Consider the following 19,890-nt stretch of genomic DNA (forward strand, 5'->3'; position numbering starts at 1 on the left):
CCGCACCCCGAGCGGGCGGGCTGCGCTGACTCCGCCTCACCGCACCCTGAGCGGGCGGGCTGCGCTGACTCCGCCTCACCGCACCCTGAGCGGGCGGGCTGCGCTGACTCCGCCTCACCGCACCCCGAGCGGGCGGGCTGCGCTGACTCCGCCTCACCGCACCCCGAGCGGGCGGGCTGCGCTGACCCCGCCTCACCGCACCCCGAGCGGGCGGGCTGCGCTGACCCCGCCTCACCGCACCCCGACCGAGCGGGCGAAGCCCGAACCCGGCAGCGCCCCGACTCGATCGTGAACGAACACAGCCGAAGGCGCGCCGAAGGCGGGCCGGCCCGGCGGTTTCGACGGCCACCCGAGCCGAAGAAGGCCGCCGGGCGGCCCTCCCCTCGACGTCGACGGTCATCCGACCCCCCACTGAATCGATTCCCCGCACCCCCGAGCCCCCGCCCGCGAGCACGCGGTGCCCCGCCTCCTTGACCGGCGTATACGCCCACCGGCCCCCGGCGTCAGGAGTCTTGACACACCCGTTCACGCGTCCGTAACGTCACTAGCAGATGAAGTGAAACGATTCAATCCCCTTCCGTGGACGGACTGTGACGATGCGTCGAAGACTGGTGTCCCTCTTGGCCACGGCCTCGGCCCTCGCGGCCCTGGTCCTGGTCCAGCCGCTGGCCGGACCCGCGAGCGCCGCGCCGCCGGGCGCGCCGGGCCCGGGGCAGCGGGCAGGCGTGGGGAACAGCGGCGCGCCCTCCCACCTGACGGTCGGATCGCTGTCCGCTCCCGTGGACGTCGATCCCGCCGGTACCGTCGGCTTCGGCTGGCAGTCCGGGGTCGGCCGCCAGACCGGCTACGAACTCCGCGTCACCGAGGGCGAGTCGGGCCGCGGCCGGGTCGTGTGGGACAGCGCGAAGGTCGCCTCGGCCGCCGCGACCGCGATCCCGTACGGCGGCGCCGCCCTGCGCGCCGCCGAGCGCTACTCCTGGTCGGTGCGGGTCTGGGACGAGCGCGGCAGGGCCACCGCGTGGTCGGCCCCCGCGACCTTCGGCACCGGACCCGGCGCCACCTGGGGCACGAGCGCGCCGATCTGGTCCGCGCCGCCCGCCGTCGACACCTGGACCGACTACCGCCTCGACGTGAAGCTGACCGTGACCAAGGTCGCGCTCGGGGTGAGGTTCCGCTCGCCCGACGTCCGCAACGGCTACATGTGGCAGTTCAGGGCGTCGGACACCAGCAACCCCAACACCCTTGTCCCGCACGTCGAGACCAACGGCACCTTCCGCGCGGGCACGCCCGTACCGCTGAACACCACGCTCGCCGTCGGCACCACGCACGACGTCCGCATCGAGGCGGTCGGCTCGACGCTCACCACCTTCCTCGACGGCAAGGTCGTCGACACCAGGACCGACACCGCCTTCGCCGAGGGCGGCATCGGATTCCGTACCGGCGGCACCGAGACGGGCACCGCGGACGACGTCACGGTCACCAGCCTGGCGGCGGCCGACAGCGGAAAGACCCTCTACGCCAACGACTTCGGCGCGACCGGCGCGCCCTTCCCGTGCGGCACCGTGCAGAACGGCGCGCTCGCCGTGGGCACCAGCACGGACTGCCTCAGCTCCCACGCCACCAACGACTGGGCGCTGCTGCGCCACGACTTCACGCTCGACAAGAGCGGGAAGCGGACCAAGCAGGTCGCCTGGGCCACCGTCTTCGCGACCGGCTCCTCCTTCGACGCGGCCAAGCAGTACGTCTACAAGCTGTATCTCGACGGGCGGTTCGTGGGTCTCGGCCCGACCGAGGCGCTGGACAAGGAGACCCGCTACGACGGCTTCGACGTGACGGCCGCGCTGCGGTCCGGCGGCGAGCACGCGCTGTCGGCGGTCGCGTACACCACCAAGGACCAGCGTTTCCAGGCGTATCTGGTGATCCGCTACACCGACGGCAGCACGAGCACGGTCGGCACAGGACCCGGCTGGAGGAGCATGTCAGGGGCGGACATCTGGCCGTCCGCGAAGTCCACCGGGACCAGCTACTGGAACATGCCGCAGGAGGACATCACGATGAGCCGCTACCCGGACGGCTTCGGCCGCTTCGGGTACGACGACTCCGCGTGGCCCGCCGCCACCGCGAAGACCGCGTTCGCCGACCTGCGGCCGACCCCGTTCGGCAAGGTCCGGGAACAGCTCAGGCGGCCCGTGAAGATCACCGACAAGGGCAGCGGGAACTACCTCGTCGACTTCGGCCAGACCTGGCAGGGCGGCGTCCACCTCACCCTGCCCGGCACGGCGGGACGCAAGGTCACCCTCCGCTACGGCGAGGAACTGTCCGACCCGACGACCGTGCGCTACAAGCTGCGCGCGGGCAACGAGTACCAGGACGTCGTCACCCTGCGCGGCGGCACCCAGAGCGTCGACACCTGGGGCATGCGCGTCTTCCGCTACCTCGACGTCCTCAACTCGCCCGTCCCCGTCACGGCCGACAATCTCCAGGCCCTCGCCATGGTCTACCCGTTCGACGAGAGCGGCGCCCAGCTCACCTCGTCCGACCCCGACCTCGTCTCGGTCTGGCAGCTCGCCAAGAACACCGTGGAGACCACCAACCAGAACTTCTACGTCGACTCCTGGACCCGCGAGCGCGGACCCTACGAATCCGACAACTACATCCACCAGTTGGCGAGTCTCTACCTCAGCGACGACCCGACACTCGGCGTCTACTCGATGGACTACTTCGCCAACCACCGCACCTGGCCGCAGGAATGGCCGCTCTACGTGATCACGTCCGTCTACGACAACTGGCGGCAGACCGGCTCCACCGACCAGGTCAAGCGGATGTACGACGCGCTCGTGCCCAAGCTGCTCAGCAAGGACTACAACGCGGCGCTCGGCACCATCGACCAGTCGGACGCCATCGTGGACTGGCCGGAGGGCAGCCGCGACGGCTATGTCTTCGCCGCGAAGAACACCATCCTGGGCGCCCTGTCGTACAGCAACTTCTCGCAGATGGCGGTCCTGGCCGCCTCCCTCGGCAAGAGCGCCGACGCGGCGAACTTCACCGTGATCGCCGACCGGCTGCGCACCACCCTCAACTCGGCGTTCTACAACGCGGGCAAGGGCGCGTACGACGACGGGCTCAGCGCCGACATGAAGCCGACCGGGCACTTCGCGGTCCAGGCGACCGCGTTCCCCGCCGCCTTCGGCGTCCCCGCGAGCCGGCAGCAGTACGACGCGGTCGCGTCGTACCTCACCTCGCGCGGCATGGCGTGCAGCGTCTACTGCTCGGGCTTCCTGCTCCAGGGGCTGTACAACGCGGGCCACGCGCAGGAAGCGCTCGACCTGCTCACCTCGCACGGCACCAACGGTTGGCTGCACATGATTGACCTCGGCGCGGGCGCCACCGGCGAGGCGTGGGACCCGGCCGAGAAGAGCAACATGACGTGGTCGCACCCGTGGGCCACCGCCCCCTCGTACGTCATCCCGCGCGACATGTACGGCATCGCGCCGTCCACGCCGGGCTACGACACCTTCACCGTGCGTCCGCAGCCGGGCGACCAGACGTACGGCTCGGTGACGACACCGACCGTCAAGGGCACGGTCGGCGCGTCCTTCCACCGCGTGGGCGACCGTACCGACCTCGGCGTGTCGGTGCCGGGCAACTCCGTCGCCACGGTGAGCGTGCCGGTCATCGACGGATACCGGGGCACGACGGTGTACGTGGACGGCCGTGCGCGGACCGCGACCCGGCAGGACGACGGCGGGCTCGCGGTGCGCGTCGGCGTCGGCTGCCATGTGCTCAGCACCTCGGGCAGCCGGGCCGTGACCGCTGACCCGCTGCTGACGGGCGTGTGCGGCGGCGCGTACCGGGTCGGCGACACGCCCACCGGCTCGCTGGCCACCACGGCGGTGAGCGCGACACGCGGGAAGCCCATCCCGGTGACGCTCACCCTCGACCAGCAGGTCACCCGCCTGACCGCCGCCGACCTGCGGGTGTCCAACGGCACCGTCACCGGCCTCACCGCCAACGGCGTCGGCGCGGCGGGCACGACCTGGACGTTCACCGTCACCCCGCGCGGGAACGGCGAGGTGACGGTCCGGGTCCCGGCAGGCGCGGTGCACGGCACCAGCGGGCGGCCGAGCCTGGCGATCGGACCGCTGACCGTGGGCTCCGCCGGGCACGGGCCCTGGGGCTGACCGCCTCTCGCCGCAGACCCTGAACCCCGCTGAATCCCCCTGAACCAAGGCCGGGTGCCACGATCAACCCGTGGCACCCGGCCTTGTCCCTGTCCTCCGCTTCCCCTCGGCCGCGCGAGCCCCCGCCCGCCGCCCGGCTACCGTTCCCCGTATGCGCATCGTCTCCCTGCTTCCCGCCGCGACCGACATCGTCGTCGAACTCGGCCTCGGCGACGCCCTCGTGGGCCGTACCCATGAGTGCGACTGGCCGCCGGAGGTGGTCGCCGACGTACCGGTGGTGACCGGCGCGGAATTCGACCCGGACGCGCTCAGCAGCCGGGAGATCTCGCGGGCCGTCGGCGGCGCCGCGCACCGGGGCTCGTCCCTTTACACCCTGGACGCCGCGCTGCTCGCCGAGTTGGCGCCCGACGTGGTCCTCACCCAGGACCTCTGCCAGGTCTGCGCCGTCTCCTACGGCGCGGTCACCGACTCCGTACGCGTGCTGGACGGCGAAGGACCGCGCGTGATCAGCCTGGAGCCGAAGACCTTGCCCGACGTACTCGCCTGCGTGCGCCAGGTCGGTGACGTGCTGGGCGTTCCCGAGGCCGCGGCCCGCAGGACGGCGGAGCTGGAGGAGCGGCTGGCGGCGGTACGGGAGCGGGTGGCGGGCCGCCCCCGGCCGCGGGTGGCCGCCATCGAATGGCTGGACCCGCTGTGGCCCGCGGGGCACTGGGTCCCGGAACAGATCCGCTGCGCGGGCGGCGAACCCCTGCTCGCGCGACCGGGCGAGCACACCGCGCCCATGGAGTGGACCGCGCTGCGGGAAGCCGCGCCGGAAGCGGTCGTGCTGCTGCCGTGCGGCTTCCCGCCCGAGCGCACCCTGAAGGAGGCCGGCCTGCTGACCGGCCACCCCTCATGGGCCGAACTGCCCGCCGTGCGCGACGGGCGCGTGTGGGTCCTGGACGGCCCCGCCTACTTCAACCGGCCGGGACCCCGCGTCGTGCGCGGCGCCGAAGTCCTGGCCCACGCGCTCCACGGCGTCGAACCGGCGGAACCGGTCACCGCCGCGGAAGCGCGCCCGCTGGCGGGAGCCGGTCAGCTCCCGTACCGCAGGTAGACCGTGTCACCGAGGTGGACGGTCGTGCCGCGCGAGGCGGCGATCGGCGCCGAGCCGTCCAGGCTCGACTTCCACGTCGCCGTACCGGAGTTGACGGTGCCGTTGAGCGCCGTGACCGTGCCCGTGCCGGTAGCGGGCGTGACGGCGGTGACGCAGCCGCCGGGCGTCGCGGACGCCGCCGCCGCGTCCAGGACCGTACCGAGCGTCGTGGTCGTACCAGTCGCCGCGACCGGCACCGAGCACACCTTCAGCGAACCGCCGCCGTTGTCCACAATGAGCGCGAGCTTGCTGGTGGAGCCGCTGGTGAAGTCGGTGGTGGCGGCCCAGGCGGGCGCGCCAGGAGTGACCGGGGCCGGGGGAGTGGCGGTGAAGCCGCCGCCCGCGACCGCGCGGACCGCGTCGATCGAGGCGTACGCCGACGGGCTCGTGTCGGTGGGCAGGTAGCGGAAGCCGCCGCCCGGACCGAACTGCTGGGCGAGCAGGAAGTCGACCGGCGTCTTGCGCGCCGCGGTGGTGAAGTCCGTGCCCTGCGCGTTGAATCCGCAGGCGTTCAGGCCGGAGACGGCCCAGCCGTTGGAGTCGGTGTTCGCGCCGAACATCGAGGTGAAGGCGCCGGTGGCGTTGACGAGTTTGCCCTTGAGGAAGTTCTTGCCCGCGACGACGGCCGTGTCGGTGTTGGGCACCCCGGCCGAGCACAGCGACGCCAGGGTCGCGCCGGTCATGTCGATGTCGCTCGCGGCGCCGAGCTGCGTCGGATCGCCCGCCGCCTTCGCGTAGTTCCAGCCGCCGTCGGTGTGCTCGTTGGCGCGCACGACCGCCACCGACGCGTCGAGCAGGGCCTGCGGCACGCGCTGCCCGCCCGATTGCGTCTTCGCCCCGGCCAGCGCCAGCAGCCCGAAGACGGTGCCGTTGAAGTTGGCGGGCGGCCCGAAGTAGCCGGGCGAGCCGGGCTGCCAGTACGAGGCGATGTCCGCGATCAGATTGCGGCCGGTGCCGACGCGGGCCGGATCGATGCCCGCCGCGTACGCGTTGAGCGCGCCGCGCTCGTAGTCCGTCACCACCGGCGACGCGGACGGCCACGCGGCGGTGGCGAGCAGATTCCGGTAGACGGTCCTGGCGTTCTTCGTGGTGTCGCCGCCGGGAGAGACATCGGCCGCCGCGGTGCCCGCGGCGGCGAAGGCGCTGAACGCCCACTCGTTGGACAGACCGCTGCCCGCGTACGAGCCGTCGGCGGCCTGAAGCGACTTCAGATAGGCGACGCCGTTCGCCTTGGACGTGGCGATCTGCGCCGGGGTCGAGGTCGCCCGGGCGGGCGCGGTCGCGGTGAACAGCAGGGCTCCGGCCGCCAGCGGTACGGCGACGGCGAGTGCCCGGCGCCGGGCGGTGCGGGAGGGCACGGTCACAGGAACGGTCATGGGTGGAGGACTCTCCTTGGAAGGGGGCGCCTCGCGCCCCGGCACACGGCTGTCCTCACGACCTGCCCGCGCCGAGGCGGTCGCCGCCCGAACGCGTGGTCAGGCTTCCGCACGTGCTGCGTCTCCGAGCGGGTGATCGGGCTCGGACCACCGCGAAGGCGGCCCCTACCGTTGCGCGTCAGCTCCGGACTCTCACCGGATTCCCCCAGTCGGCGACCAGCCGAGGCTAGCGCAGCACGCGCGTGACGTAAGGGTCGCGGGGGAGTGGTGAAGGCAACTGCCCGCCACGTTGACGGGGCACACGCCGACGTGGTGCTATGAAACGTATTTCCGATTCAGCAGCCAGGGGAAGCCGGTCCAAGTCCGGCGCTGACCCGCAACCGTAGGCCCTCCGAGAGGCGGGCGAGCCGGATCACCTGCGCTGAGCAGCAAGTCACGATCGCCGTCGAGGACTACGGCACGGACGACAGGACGGCCGCGTCAACCGCCAGGCCGCCTCGCCTCCGCGGCCCGCCCTCCCCGTCGGCCGACCCGGGGGGCCACCCGTGCTTCGTCTTGTCCCGCGCCGCCGTCACAGACGGCCGCGCATCGTCGTCCTGCTCACCGCGGCGGCGCTGACCTTCGGCAGCCTCACGGCCGGACTGGTCTCGGTGGCGACCCCGGCGGGCGCGGACCCGATCGGCGACTGCACACCCACCTCGGGGGCGATCGTCGCGGTGGACTACGGGCACTGGAACGGCCCGGTGCTGCGCGGCTGCGACGCGCACCCCACCACGGGCATGAATCTGCTGCACAACGCCGGATTCACCACCACCGGCACCGTGCACGACGGCCCCGGCTTCATCTGCCGGATCGGCAACGACGGCTTCGACAGCGGCACGCAGTACCCGACGACCGCCGACGAGGCGTGCGTCCTGACCCCGCCCGCGAACGCGTACTGGTCGTTCTGGATCGCGCCCGCGGGACAGGACACCTGGACGTACAGCCCGCTCGGCGCGCTCGGCGACCACCCTCAGGACGGCGAGGTCGAGGCGTGGGTGTTCGGCCCCACCGACATCGGCGGCGGCACCGGCGGTCCCTCGTTCACACCGGACTCCGTCCGCGCCCACGACACCACCACGCCGCCGACCACCCCGCCCACGACGCCGCCGACCACGCCCCCGACCGGTCCCGGCGGACAGGCCGACACGGCGGCCGCGGCCACCTGGCTGACGAGGCAACTCACCGACGGCGACCACGTCTTCGACGGCTGGGGCACCGACTTCGGCGCCACCGCGAACACCGCCATCGCACTCGCGGCGGCCGGCGGCCCCGACGCCACGATCCGCGCGATCGACGCCTTTCTGACGGCGCACGCCGACGACTACCTGCTCCCGGACTCCACGGTCACCGTGCCGAGCCCGGCCGCGGCGGCCAACCTGGCGCTGCTCACCGAGATCCTCGGCGGTGACCCCACCTCCTTCGGCGGCCACGACCTGCTCAAGGACCTGACGGACAACGTCTGCGCGGCGGCCGGAAGCCTCGGCAACTGCACCGCGGCCGGTGACTTCCACGGCGCTTTCTCGCCCGGCACCCAGGCCCGCGCCCTGCTCGCGCTGGCCCGCGGCGGCGCCACCGTGCCGCGGCCCGCCGTCGACCGGCTCACCGGGATGCAGTGCGCCGACGGCGGATTCTCCGGCTCGATGCTCTCGCCCGGCGAGCGCTGCACGTCCGACCCCGGTTCGACCGCCGACGCCGTCGTCGCCCTCAAGCACCTGCCCGGTACCGGCGACGTGCTGGACAAGGCGCGGGCGTACCTCACCAAGACGCAGTCCGCCGACGGCGGTTACCTCGCGTACGAGGGGGCGTCCTCCGGCGACACCGGTACGACCTCCTCCGCGGCCCAGGCGCTGACTGTACTGGCGCAGACCGACCGCGCCGCCGCCGCCCGCTCCTGGCTCGCCGCCCGGCAGACCGACGGCGGCGGTTTCGCCTCCGACGGCTCCGGCGGCACCGACCCGGACCTGTACGCCTCGACCGCCGCCGTCCTCGCCGTGACCTCCAGCGACCTCGGCAGCCTCACCTACGGCGACACCCCGACGAGCCCGCCGACGACGCCCCCCACCACCGCGCCGACGACCCCGCCCACGACCGCGCCGACCACCCCGCCCACGACCGGACCGACCACCCCGGCCGCGGCAACCCCCGACCTGGCCAAGGGCGTCGCGTACCTCATCAACCGCGGCAATCTCGTGGACGGCCACTACTACGAGTCCGGCGCGGGCCAGAACACCGGCTTCGCCGACTTCGGCCTGACCGTCGACGGCGTGCTCGCGCTGGCCGCGACCGGCGGCGCCGACGACACCCTCGCCGGGATCACCGACTTCCTCCAGCACGGCAAGGACGGCTCCGGCCGCGGCATCGACGACTGGACGCTGATCGGCACCTCCTACGCGCAGGGCGGCTCGCTCGCCAAGGAGGCCGTCGCGGCCGAGGTCACCGGCAACGACCCGCGCGCCTTCGGCGGCCACGACCTGATCGCCGCGCTCGACGCCACCGTCTGCGCCGCGGCCGACGCCTCGGGCGGCTGCGCCGCCAGGAACAACTACGCCTACGCCACCTCGGTGTTCTCCCAGTCCCTCGGCGTCATCGCCCAACTGCGCGCGGGTGACACCGCCAAGGCGGCCGGGCCGGTCGCGTACCTGGAGAGCCTCCAGGACTCCAGCGGCGCCTGGCCGAGCCTGATCCCGGCCGCCGGCGACCAGGACGTGGACAGCACGGCGATGGCGATCATGGCCCTCGACCTGGTGCCCGGCGACGCCGCGGCCAAGGCGGTCGCCAAGGGCGCGGCCTGGATCGCGAGCAAGCAGCTCGGCGACGGCGGCTTCCGGGGCGCGGCCGGTGACTCCGTCAACTCCGCCGCCCTCGCCGTCCAGGGCCTCACCCTGGGCGGCACGGGGTACCGCGCGCAGATCGCCAAGGCGCGCGCGTTCCTGGCCGCGCAGCAGAACGCGGACGGCGGCTTCCGGGTCGCCTCCGACACCGACCAGAAGCAGTCCGACGTACGCGCCTCCACGCAGGCCGTCGGCGGCGCGGTCGGCACCTCCTTCGGCACCCTGCTGCGCGACCTCGCGGACCAGAAGGCGGCGGCCGAAGGGGCCGCGTACCTGGTCGAGCAGCTCGACGGCAGCGACCACCTGGCCAGCACCTACGGCCCCGACTACGGTCTGACCGCCGACCTCGCCCTCGCGCTCGCCTCCACCGGCGGCCAGGACCCGACGCTGACCAAGGTCACCGGCTACCTCGCGGGACACGTCGCGGACTACGCCGACCCGGCGGGCACCTCCGCCTACCCCGGCCCGTACAGCGGCGCCACCGCCAAACTCGCGGTGCTCGCCCAGGTCATGGGCCAGGACCCGCGGCACTTCGGCGGCTTCGACCTGATCGGCACGCTCAGCGGCCACGTCTGCACGGCCGCCGCCGAGGACGGTTCCTGCACCGCCCCCGGCGACTTCGACCAGGCGTACTCGACGGTCTCCCAGTCCCTCGGCGTCCTCGCCCTGGCCCGCGCGGGCCAGACCCCGCCCGCCGCCGCCGTGAACCGGCTGCTCCAACTCCAGTGCGCGGACGGCGGTTTCTCCTCCACGCTGGACGCGCCGGGCGCCGACTGCGCCTCCGACGTGGACACCACCGGCTACGCGCTCCAGGCGCTCGTCCTGGTGCCGGGACACGCGGACGCGGTCACCAAGGCCCGTACGTATCTCGTCAAGGCCCAGCAGTCCAGCGGCGGTTACCAGGGCGCGGCGGGCGTCAGCAGCAACTCCACCGCGCTCGCCGTCCAGGCGCTGCTCGCCACCGACAAGATCCGGCCCCAACAGGCCCGCGACGGGCAGAAGTTCCTGCGCACCACGCAGAACAAGGACGGCGGCTTCCGGATCACCGCCGCGGCGGGCGACTCCGACCTGCGGTCCAGCACCCAGGCCGTCCCGGCGCTCGCGGGCACCCCGCTGACCACGCTCACCCACGCGCTCGCGCCCATCGCGCCCTCGGGCGGCGGCTCCACCGGCGGATCGTCCGGTTCTTCCGGCTCCGGCGGCTCGTCCGGCTCCGCGGGCGGCACGGACTCCGGCGGCAGCGGCGGCTCGCTGGCCGCCACCGGCACCGGTGTGCTCGCGGCGGCCGGTCTCGCCGCGCTGTTGCTGGCCCTGGGCAGCGCGCTGACCGTACGGCGGCGGCGCACCGCACAACAGGGCGGGAGGCACCAGTGATCCACGGCATTCGGCCGGCCCATGGCATGCGGTCAACGGCCCGGCGGGCGGCGCCCGTCGCAGGCGCGTCCTGCCACCCACGGCGGCCCGGCGCACGATCGGTCCTCGCCCGTACGGTCACCGCGCTCGCGCTGACGTTCGCCGCCGTGTGCGGCGGGCTCACCGTGGGCGCGGCGCCCGCGATGGCGACCGCGCAGCCGATGAGCGCGTGCACGACCACCAAGGGCGTCGTGCTCGCGGTGGACTTCAGCCACTGGGGCGGCCCGCTGCTGCGCTCCTGCGGCACCACGCCCACCACCGGCTACACCCTGCTGAACCAGGGCGGCTGGGCCACCACCGGCACCCAGCACGACGGTCCGGCCTTCATCTGCCGGATCGGCTACGCCGGTTACCAGGGCGGCAAGCAGTATCCGACGTCCAAGGACGCCCCCTGTGTGCTGACGCCGCCCGCGACCGCCTACTGGTCGTACTGGCACGCCGACGCGGGGCAGAACACCTGGTCCTACAGCCAGTTGGGCGCGATGAGCTACCACCCCAAGCCCGGCAGTGTGGACCTGTGGATCTTCGGCGCCACCAACGTCGCGGGCACGCAGGGCCGTCCGACGTTCTCACCCGACAGCGTCCGGGCGCACAACACCACGTCCGGCGGAGCCACTTCGGCCCCGCCGAGGCCGACCAAGCCCGCCGGTACGCACACCACCGCGGGCTCGGCGCCCGGGAAGACCTCACGACCGGCCGCCACCACGCCGTCCGCGACCCGTACGACACCGGCCACCACCTCGGCCCCGCCCACCGCGACCCCCACCGGGACCGCGTCCGCGAGCACCGCGCCGGGCACGGGCACGGCCACGGGCGCAACGCCGTCGCCAGGGCAGCCCCGCACGCAGGACGCGGAGCCGACCGCCGCCGCGGGCCATTCGTCCGGCTCGGTCCTGCCCTTCGCCCTGACCGCGGCCGTCGTGGCCGTGATCGCCGGATTCATCGTCGTCAGGACCCGGCGGCGGCGGAACGCGGAGTAGCGCGTTGTCCACCGCCCCGCCTCCGTCCCCGACCGGCGGTCCCGCGCACGCCGCCGCGGGACCGCCGCGCGCCGCCGCCTCCCCGCACACCGGGCGGCGGCTGCCGCGCACCCTGCACCCGGTCGCCTGGTGGATCTGGGGCATCGCCCTGGCCACCGCGGTCAGCCGCACCACCAACCCGCTGCTGCTCGGCCTGGTCCTGGTCGTCCTCGGCTACGTCGTCACCGAGCGCCGCACCGACGCCCCCTGGGCGAAGGGCTTCAAGTACTACCTGTACCTCGCGCTGACGGTCGTCGCGATCCGCGTCGTCTTCCGCTGCGTCTTCGCCAGCGGCATCACACCCGCCGACCACATCATGTTCTCGCTGCCGCACATCCCGACTCCCCACTGGTACGCGGGAATTCAGCTCGGCGGCCCGGTGTCGCTCGAGGCCACCCTGTCCGCCGCGACCGACGGACTGCGGCTGGCCTGCCTGCTGTGCTGCATCGGCGCCGCGAACACCCTCGCCAACCCCAAGCGGGCCCTGCGCGTCCTGCCCGGCGCGCTGTACGAACTCGGCGTCGCCGTCACGGTGTCGCTGAGCGTCGCCCCCCAACTCGTCGAAAGTGTCCAGCGGGTGGCGCGCGCCCGACGGCTGCGGGCCGACCGGGCCAAGGGGCTGCGGGCGCTGCGCGGCATCCTCATCCCCGTACTGGAGGACGCGCTGGAACGCTCCCTGCACTTGGCCGCCGCCATGGACTCGCGCGGCTACGGCCGGGCCGGCACCGCGACCCGCGCCTCACGCCGTACCACCGCCGTCCTGATGCTCGGCGGCATGCTCGGCCTGTGCACCGGCATCTACGGGCTGCTGGACGGCACCACCCCGCGCGCGCTCGGACTGCCCGCCATGCTGGGCGGGTCGCTGCTGTGCTGCGCCGGACTCGCGCTCGGCGGGCGGCGGATACGGCGCACCAGCTACCGACCCGACCCCTGGCGGTCCGCGGAGTGGGTGGTCGCGCTGTGCGGCGTCGCCACCGCCACCGTGCTGTTCCTGACCGTCGGCTACAACGCCGCCGACCTCAACCCCAGCCTGTATCCGCTGCGTTGGCCGTCACTGCCGTGGCTGCCCGCCGCCGCGATCCTGCTCGCGGGCACCGCCGCCTTCGCCGCGCCGCCCCCGCCGCGCACATCCGCCGCGAAGAGCGCGAAGAGCGCGAGAAGAGCCACGGCCGGGCGCTCCGCCGTGCCGCCCGGCGGAGCCGCCGCGACCGCCACCACAGCCGAAACCGCCGAAACCGCCGACAAGCCCAGCGAGGCCCTGCTGTGATCCGATTCGACCAGGTCAGCGTCGTGTACGCGGACTCCGAGCAGCCCGTGCTGCGGGACGTGGACCTGACCTTGGAGGAAGGCGAACTGTGCCTGGTCGTCGGCAGGACCGGCGCGGGCAAGTCCACGCTGCTAGGCACGGTCAACGGCCTGGTGCCGCACTTCACCGGCGGCACACTCGCGGGCCGTGTCACCGTCGACGGCCGCGACACCGCGACGTACCCGCCGCGTGAACTCGCCGACGTGGTGGGCGTCGTGGGCCAGGACCCGCTCGCCGGATTCGTCACCGACACCGTCGAGGAGGAACTGGCCTATGTCATGGAGCAGTTGGCCGTCCCCGCCGATGTCATGCGCAAGCGCGTCGAGGAGACCCTCGATCTGATGGGCCTGGCCGACCTGCGGCACCGCGCGCTGAGCGAGCTGTCCGGCGGCCAGCAGCAGCGCGTCGCCATCGGGTCCGTCCTCACCGCCCACCCCAAGGTCCTGGTGCTGGACGAGCCCACCTCCGCGCTCGACCCGACCGCCGCCGAGGAAGTCCTCGCCGCCGTGACCCGGCTCGTGCACGACCTCGGGGTGACCGTCGTTCTCGCGGAACACCGCCTGGAGCGCGTCGTGCAGTACGCCGACCGCGTCCTGCACCTGACCGGCGACGGCACCGTCACCTCCGCCCCGCCGTCCGTCGCCTTCCGTACCGCCTCGGTCGCGCCCCCCGTGGTCGACCTCGGCCGCCTGGCCCGCTGGGAACCGCTGCCGCTGTCCGTACGCGACGCCCGCCGCGCCGCCGTCCCCTTGCGCGAACGGCTCGCCGGACGCCCGGTGCCGCCGGTCCGCGTCCCGCACGGCACGGGCACACCGCTGCTGACCGCCAGCGGGATCGTCGTGCGCTACGGAGACGTGGTCGCGGTCCGCGAGGTGGACCTGGAGCTGCGGGCCGGTGAGGTCACCGCGCTGATGGGCCGCAACGGCTCGGGCAAGTCGTCCCTGCTGTGGGCGATCCACGGCGCCGGGCCGCGACAGGGCGGAACCGTACGGTTCGCTCAGGGCGCGGACCCGGCCGCACCCGAGCCTGGGGCCTCGGCACGACGGTTCGGCGGACGGCGTACGACGTCGGGACCTGAGCGCCGCCGCGTCGGCCTGGTCCCGCAGACCCCCACCGATTTGCTCTACCTGGAGACGGTCGGCGCCGAACTGGCCCAGGCCGACCGGGAGTCGGCCGGGGCGGCCCCGAGCACCGCGCGGGCGATCCTCGACCGGCTCGCGCCCGGCATCCCCGACGACACCCACCCCCGCGACCTGTCGGAAGGCCAGAAGCTCTCGCTCGTGCTGGCCATCCAGCTCACCACCGCCCCCGACGTCGTCCTGCTGGACGAGCCGACCCGCGGCCTCGACTACCAGGCCAAGCAGGCCCTCATCCGGATCGTGGACGCGCTCGCCGCCGAGGGCCGCAGCGTCGTGATCTCCACGCACGACGTGGAGTTCGTCGCCGCGAGCGCCGACCGCGTGATCGTCATGGCCGAGGGCGAGACGGTCGCCGACGGCCCCACCGCCGATGTCATCGTCGCCTCACCGGCCTTCGCGCCACAGGCCGCCAAGATCCTCGCCCCGCTGCCCTACCTGACGGTCGGTCAAGTCGCGGACGCGCTCGCGGAAGCCGAGGCGAAGTGATGGCCACGACCAGGACGGGCGCCACGGACACGAGCGGGGGCGCGGGCAACGGCAAGGGCGCGGCCGGGCGTTGGACGGGCCGTACCACCGCCGTCCGGATGCACGCGACGGCCGTCGTCACCATCGTCCTGGCCGCCTTCATCGGCCTGGTCGCCTTCTTCTGGCCCTTCGTCGTCGCCCCCGGCCGCTTCGGCACCTCCTACGCGCCGCCGCTGATCTTCGGCGTCCTGCTGATCCTCGTCCTGGCCGTGGTCTTCGCCCAGATCGCCGACGGCGGCATCGACGCCAAGGCCCTGGCCATGCTCGGCGTGCTGTCCGCCGTCAACGCCGCCCTGCGCCCGCTCGGCGCGGGCACCGCGGGCATCGAGACCGTCTTCTTCGTCCTCGTGCTCGCGGGCCGCGTCTTCGGCCCCGGCTTCGGCTTCACCCTCGGATGCACGTCCCTCTTCGCGTCCGCGCTGCTCACCGGCGGTGTCGGACCCTGGATGCCGTACCAGATGTTCGGCTGCGCCTTCGTCGGGATGCTCGCCGGGCTCCTCCCCCGCGCCCGCGGCAGGGCCGAGATCCTGATGCTCGCGGCCTACGGCTCGGCGTCCGGCTACCTCTTCGGCTTCCTGCTCAACCTCTCCTTCTGGCCCTTCTCGCTCGACCCCGGCAGCTCCATCGCCTACCTGCCGGGCCTGCCCTTCACCGAGCAGTGGCACCGCTACCTGGCCTTCGACGTGGCGACCTCCCTCGGCTGGGACACCGGCCGCGCGGTCACCAACTTCGTCGCCATCCTGCTGGCCGGCCCCGCCGCCCTCATCACCTTCCGCCGCGCCGCCCGCCGCGCCAACTTCACCGCCCCCATCCACTTCGCCCCGCCCGCCCCGCCCCCTCCGCCCGCTGGGTCCGCTCCGGGCGCGGGCGCGGACGAGACGTAACCCGTACTGGTCTAGCCTGGCTGTCCCCGACGGACGCGCGGGACGCGGGACGCGGGAGAAGGGGCTGAGGGCGTGGAGTTGGTGTTCGCGGGGCGGGTCGTGGAGTGGCGCGGACCGGCGCCGTACTACTTCGTGCCCGTGCCGGAGGAGGAGTCCGCGGACATCCGCGAGGTGGCGACGACGGCCTCGTACGGGTGGGGGGTGATCCCGGTGCTGGCCCGGATCGGCGGCACCGATTTCGCGACCTCGCTCTTTCCCAAGGACGGCGGCTATCTGCTGCCGCTCAAGAACGCCGTGCGCAAACCGGAGGGGCTTTCCGAGGGGGACGACGTGACGGTGGAGATGACCGTCCGCCTCGACACGTAGGGAAGGCGATCCCGTGCCGAATCCCGCTGAATCCCCGGATCGATTCCGGGGACCGATCCCCGGGCCGATTCCCCGGCGCCGATCCGGCACGGCACTTTTGCGCGGCCATTGCCGTGCCGACAGCGGTGAACCACTAGCGTTACGGCCTGTGAGTACGAGTATCCGGTTTTCGCCGTCCGCGGCTCCGCGCCTTGCCGGTTCGGTCGCCTTCGGGGCGGTGGTCGGGGCGTGCGTGGGGTCGTCGACCGACACGCCGCTGGGAATTCTCTCGGCCATCGCGGCCACCGAGTCGTTCTTCGTCGTGGTCGGCTGGTGCGTGCTGTGGCCGATGGACGCCGCTGCGACCCGCCACAATTCGCGGCGCGAGGACCTGCGACCGCTCGCCGAGGAGATCGTGGTCGTCGCGGTCGCGCTCTGCGGCCTCATCGGCATCGTCGTGTTCCTGCTCGGCAACTCCGACACCGCCCACGCCGCGACCGCGCTCATCGGCGTCTTCATGGCCTGGGCCGCACTGCATCTGATGTACGCGGCACGGTACGCGTATCTGTATTACGAGGAGTCCGAGGGCGGGATCGATTTCAACTCCGCGGACGAGGCCCCGGCCTACCGCGATTTCTTCTACTTCAGCTACAACCTCGGCATGACCTACCAGGTCTCCGACACCGACGTCTCCAGTTCGACGATCCGCGCGGTCGTCCTGCGGCACACACTGCTGTCGTATCTGTTCGGTACGAGCATTCTCGCGACCGCCATCAACCTCGTCGCCGGAATCTTCACGCGGTGAGCGCACGGCACTTGCCCTGGCGCCTGTCCTGATACCTGCCTGACGCCTGCAATGTCCTGAAGCCTGCGCGCTGTCCTGATCCTGCGCTGTCCTGACGCCCGCACTGACACGTGTCCGGCACCGCGCGACGCCTTCCGCGCGGTGCCGGACACGTGCCGGAGGGTCAGCGGCAGCCCACTCCGTAGGTGCCGTTGCCGGAGTCGGCGGCCGGGTCGCTGGAGACGGACAGCCCGACGTACGGGTGATCGCGGTCCGGGGTGAACGTGTACCGGTCCGTGAAGGTGTAGCTCTGCGCGCCCTTGGGGAACTGGGCGGTCTGCCGGGCCAGCGTGACGGCGCCCTGCGGCTTGCCCGTGGCGCTGTGCCACCACGTCAGGTGCAAGGCGCCCGCCTCGGTGCCGTCGTAGGTCACGTACACCGTGGCGGTCGCCGTGCGGCGCTTGCCGGTCGGGCAGTCGAAACCGGTGACGGCGATGGACGCCACGTGCGGCCCGGCAGCGGGCTTCCCGGTCGTCGTCGGGTCGGTCGAAGGGGTGGTCGGCGCGGTGGTGGGCGGCGTGCTCGGCGTGCCGGTGGGCGTGCTCGACACGGTCCTGCTGGGCGTGACCGCCGTCGTCGGTGTGCCGGTCGGCGAGACGTTGACCGTGGGCGACGCCGACAGGCTGACGGTGGGGGACGGGGTGGCGGGCGCGGTGGTCGGCGTCGTGGCGGTCAGCGACGTGACGGCGGTCGGCGTCGGGCCCGCCACGGGGGTGTCGTCGCTCTTGTTGCCGGTCGCCACCGCCGTGACGGTCACCGCGCCCGCGATGATCACGGCCGCCGCGACGACGGCGAGGACCTTCGCGCGTCGGCTGAAGCGGGGTGCGGGAGCCTCGGGGCCGCCCGCGGGGGCGTGGTGGGGCACGTGCTTGGGCGGTACGGGCGGCGCGCCAGCCCCGGACGCGGCGGACGCGGCCACGGCGACCGGTACGGCGGCGCGCTGCGGCTGCTGGGCCGCTTCCGCCGCCGCATCGCCGGACGGCGCCGCCAACAGGACGACCAGCGCGGCGAGTTCACCGCGCCCGCGCTCCTCCCAGTCCTCGCCGTAGGCGGCGACGGCGACCGCCTCGGCCTCGGCGGCGAACTCGGACGCGCTCTGCGGCCGGTCCGCCGGGTTCTTCGCCAACCCGCGTGCGAGCAGCGGCCGTACGGGCTCCGGAGCCTGCTCGGCCGGGACCGGCGCCTCGGCGTGCTGGGCCGCCGGTTCCGCCGCCGTGGCACCCGCGTACGGCGGCGCGCCGGTGAGGCTCTGGTGGAAGACGGCCGTCGCCGCGTAGACGTCGGAGGCCGCGGTCGCCGGTGCGCCCGCCCACCGCTCGGGCGCGCTGTAGGGGGTGCCGGAGGGTACGGCGTCCGGCTCGGCGTTCGCCTCCGCCTGATCCGGGGCGGGAGCCGCCGGTTCGGCATCGACGAGCTGGACCGCGCCTTCGGGAGTGAGCAGGACGTTCTCGGGCGTGTCCGGCTCGGCGTTCGCCTCCGCCTGATCCGGGGCGGGAGCCGCCGGTTCGGCATCGACGAGCTGGACCGCGCCTTCGGGGGTGATCAGGACGTTCTCGGGCGCGATGTCGCCGTGGGCGCCACCGGCCTCGTGGGCTGCGGCGAGCGCGACCAGCGAGCCCTTGAGGACGACGAGCGCTGCCTCGGGCGCGAGCGCGCCCTTCTCCCGGAGGAGGGCGACAAGTCCGGTGCTGCTGACCGGAGTCGGCGTCCCGGCCGCGGGCTCCTGGGGCTCCGGGGCCTCGGCCGCGGCCTGGGACGGCACCGCCTTCGAAGCGGCCGGTGCCGTCTTCCGCCCCTTCGCCGGGGGCCTGGTCCCCGCCGCCTTCTTCGCCGCGCCCGCGGGCGGGTCCGCCGCCGCGGTCTTCCGTGTCTGCGCCGTCTTGGCCGCGGTTCTCGCGGGCGCCTTCGCGGGTGTCTTCGCGGGTGCCTTCGCCGGAGTCCCGGCCGGTGCCTTGGCCGCCGTCTTCGCGCTCTTGGCGGCCTTCACGGCGGGCTCCTCCGCCGCCTGCTTCTGTGCCGCCTTCGCCGCCGCGGCTGCCATGGGAGCGGCCTCGGGCCGCTTCTGAGGCTCCGTCACCTTGCTTGCGGTGGCGGGTACTTCGGCAGCCGCGGTCTTCACGGCGGGCTTTGCGGCAGCGCGCTTCGGCGCGGCCTTCGTGGGCTTCGCGGGCTTTGGCGCCGCCTCGGACGCGGCGGCTTCCTGAGCGCCGCCCTCGGGCTGCGCGTCCGCCAGCGCCTCCGTGTCCCCTGCCGTGTCCGCTGGCGTCTCCGCTGCCGTCTCCGCTTCCGCCCGGGCGGGAGCCTGGGCGCGCTTACGGGGCTGCGCCGCAGCCTTCCGCGCCCGGGCCATGGGCCTCGGGCCCGGCTGCCGCTGTCCGGCCGGCTTGCCGTCCCCGGCCGTCGCGCCGTCCTCGCCGGGTATGCCCGTGCCGTTGTCGTCGTCCACCTGATTCCGCCCCTCGCGCTGCCCCTTGAGGAGGAGCCGCTGTGCGCGGCACCTCGACGCCCTGTTCCGTACTCGGATTTCCCACCGCCAGCCGGGCCGATCTGCCGGGGGTCACGGCTGTCCGCCCGAACTGCCCCTTCCACGGGAGGGCCGAGCGCCGAAGGCGCCGACAGGGGACCGGGGTTCGCCCGGGAACCGTGGAGGAGGTGCCGTGAGGATCAAGAGGGTACTGGTGGCCGGGCACCAAGGGGAGATCGGGGCGGCCCTCATCCCGCCCCCGCACCCCCCTTTGCCGGACAGCCAGGGGCATATGCCTCGCCGATTCCCCGCCTACGCGTGTCCCCCGATGCGGACGGTACGCACGGGGCGGCGGCGACGACGGCGCGGGCGCGGAACAGGCGCTC

General features: G+C 73.6%; 11 protein-coding genes and 2 riboswitches. Of the genes, 9 read left to right on the top strand and 2 right to left on the bottom strand.

Annotation, left to right across the window (positions count from 1 at the left end; translation table 11 throughout):
* Window positions 1-620 precede the first annotated feature (620 nt).
* Entirely contained in the window at window positions 621-4,181 is a 3,561-nt protein-coding gene (locus tag ABZX65_RS20165) for a family 78 glycoside hydrolase catalytic domain (protein WP_355341451.1), read from the top strand.
* Window positions 4,182-4,332: 151 nt separating this feature from the next.
* Window positions 4,333-5,277 carry a cobalamin-binding protein gene (locus tag ABZX65_RS20170; protein ID WP_355341454.1) on the top strand — a complete coding sequence of 315 codons (945 nt, stop codon included), beginning with the start codon at window positions 4,333-4,335 and terminating at the stop codon, window positions 5,275-5,277.
* On the opposite strand, the gene ABZX65_RS20175 is transcribed toward ABZX65_RS20170, so the two are convergent.
* On the bottom strand, window positions 5,256-6,692 hold the full coding sequence (locus tag ABZX65_RS20175; protein WP_355341457.1) for a hypothetical protein: 1,437 nt from the start codon (window positions 6,690-6,692) through the stop codon (window positions 5,256-5,258). The two genes, ABZX65_RS20170 and ABZX65_RS20175, sit on opposite strands and share 22 nt — an antisense overlap.
* Before the next feature lie 109 nt (window positions 6,693-6,801).
* Window positions 6,802-6,947: riboswitch (cobalamin riboswitch) on the bottom strand.
* A 50-nt stretch (window positions 6,948-6,997) separates the two neighbouring features.
* Window positions 6,998-7,131, top strand: a riboswitch (cobalamin riboswitch).
* A gap of 106 nt (window positions 7,132-7,237) precedes the next feature.
* Here ABZX65_RS20175 and ABZX65_RS20180 point away from each other — a divergent pair.
* The 7 genes from ABZX65_RS20180 to ABZX65_RS20210 all read left to right on the top strand — a co-directional run bounded on the left by ABZX65_RS20180 (window position 7,238) and on the right by ABZX65_RS20210 (window position 17,001).
* Window positions 7,238-10,939 carry a prenyltransferase/squalene oxidase repeat-containing protein gene (locus ABZX65_RS20180; RefSeq protein WP_355341460.1) on the top strand — a complete coding sequence of 1,234 codons (3,702 nt, stop codon included), beginning with the start codon at window positions 7,238-7,240 and terminating at the stop codon, window positions 10,937-10,939.
* A 26-nt stretch (window positions 10,940-10,965) separates the two neighbouring features.
* The gene (locus ABZX65_RS20185; protein WP_355341463.1) at window positions 10,966-11,958 is read left to right on the top strand and encodes a hypothetical protein; all 993 of its coding nucleotides are present in this window, start codon (window positions 10,966-10,968) and stop codon (window positions 11,956-11,958) included.
* 100 nt (window positions 11,959-12,058) lie between these two features.
* Window positions 12,059-13,264, top strand: a complete 1,206-nt coding sequence (locus ABZX65_RS20190) for a CbiQ family ECF transporter T component (RefSeq protein ID WP_355341766.1) — start codon at window positions 12,059-12,061, stop codon at window positions 13,262-13,264.
* Complete coding sequence (locus tag ABZX65_RS20195; protein ID WP_355341466.1) at window positions 13,261-14,928, top strand: ATP-binding cassette domain-containing protein; 1,668 nt, start codon at window positions 13,261-13,263, stop codon at window positions 14,926-14,928. The genes ABZX65_RS20190 and ABZX65_RS20195 overlap by 4 nt, the downstream gene beginning before the upstream one ends.
* 98 nt (window positions 14,929-15,026) lie before the next feature.
* Window positions 15,027-15,851 (top strand): ECF transporter S component, encoded by an 825-nt coding sequence (locus tag ABZX65_RS20200; RefSeq protein ID WP_355341769.1) that lies wholly within the window; start codon window positions 15,027-15,029, stop codon window positions 15,849-15,851.
* A gap of 72 nt (window positions 15,852-15,923) precedes the next feature.
* Window positions 15,924-16,217, top strand: coding sequence for a DUF1905 domain-containing protein (locus ABZX65_RS20205; RefSeq protein WP_355341469.1), 294 nt, complete (start codon window positions 15,924-15,926; stop codon window positions 16,215-16,217).
* A 148-nt stretch (window positions 16,218-16,365) separates the two neighbouring features.
* The gene (locus ABZX65_RS20210; protein WP_355341472.1) at window positions 16,366-17,001 is read left to right on the top strand and encodes a DUF1345 domain-containing protein; all 636 of its coding nucleotides are present in this window, start codon (window positions 16,366-16,368) and stop codon (window positions 16,999-17,001) included.
* 163 nt (window positions 17,002-17,164) lie between these two features.
* Here ABZX65_RS20210 and ABZX65_RS20215 read toward each other — a convergent pair whose 3' ends face one another.
* Complete coding sequence (locus tag ABZX65_RS20215; RefSeq protein ID WP_355341475.1) at window positions 17,165-19,486, bottom strand: hypothetical protein; 2,322 nt, start codon at window positions 19,484-19,486, stop codon at window positions 17,165-17,167.
* Between the last annotated feature and the right edge of the window lie 404 nt (window positions 19,487-19,890).

It is taken from the genome of Streptomyces sp. NPDC003300 (assembly GCF_040610915.1).
Classification (GTDB): Bacteria; Actinomycetota; Actinomycetes; order Streptomycetales; family Streptomycetaceae; genus Actinacidiphila.

Coding starts and splice junctions, on each gene's coding strand:
- ABZX65_RS20170 (WP_355341454.1), top strand. CDS start 4,333: ATGCGCATCGTCTCCCTGCTTCCCGCCGCGACCGACATCGTCGTCGAA.
- ABZX65_RS20175 (WP_355341457.1), bottom strand. CDS start 6,692: ATGACCGTTCCTGTGACCGTGCCCTCCCGCACCGCCCGGCGCCGGGCA.
- ABZX65_RS20185 (WP_355341463.1), top strand. CDS start 10,966: ATGCGGTCAACGGCCCGGCGGGCGGCGCCCGTCGCAGGCGCGTCCTGC.
- ABZX65_RS20200 (WP_355341769.1), top strand. CDS start 15,027: ATGCACGCGACGGCCGTCGTCACCATCGTCCTGGCCGCCTTCATCGGC.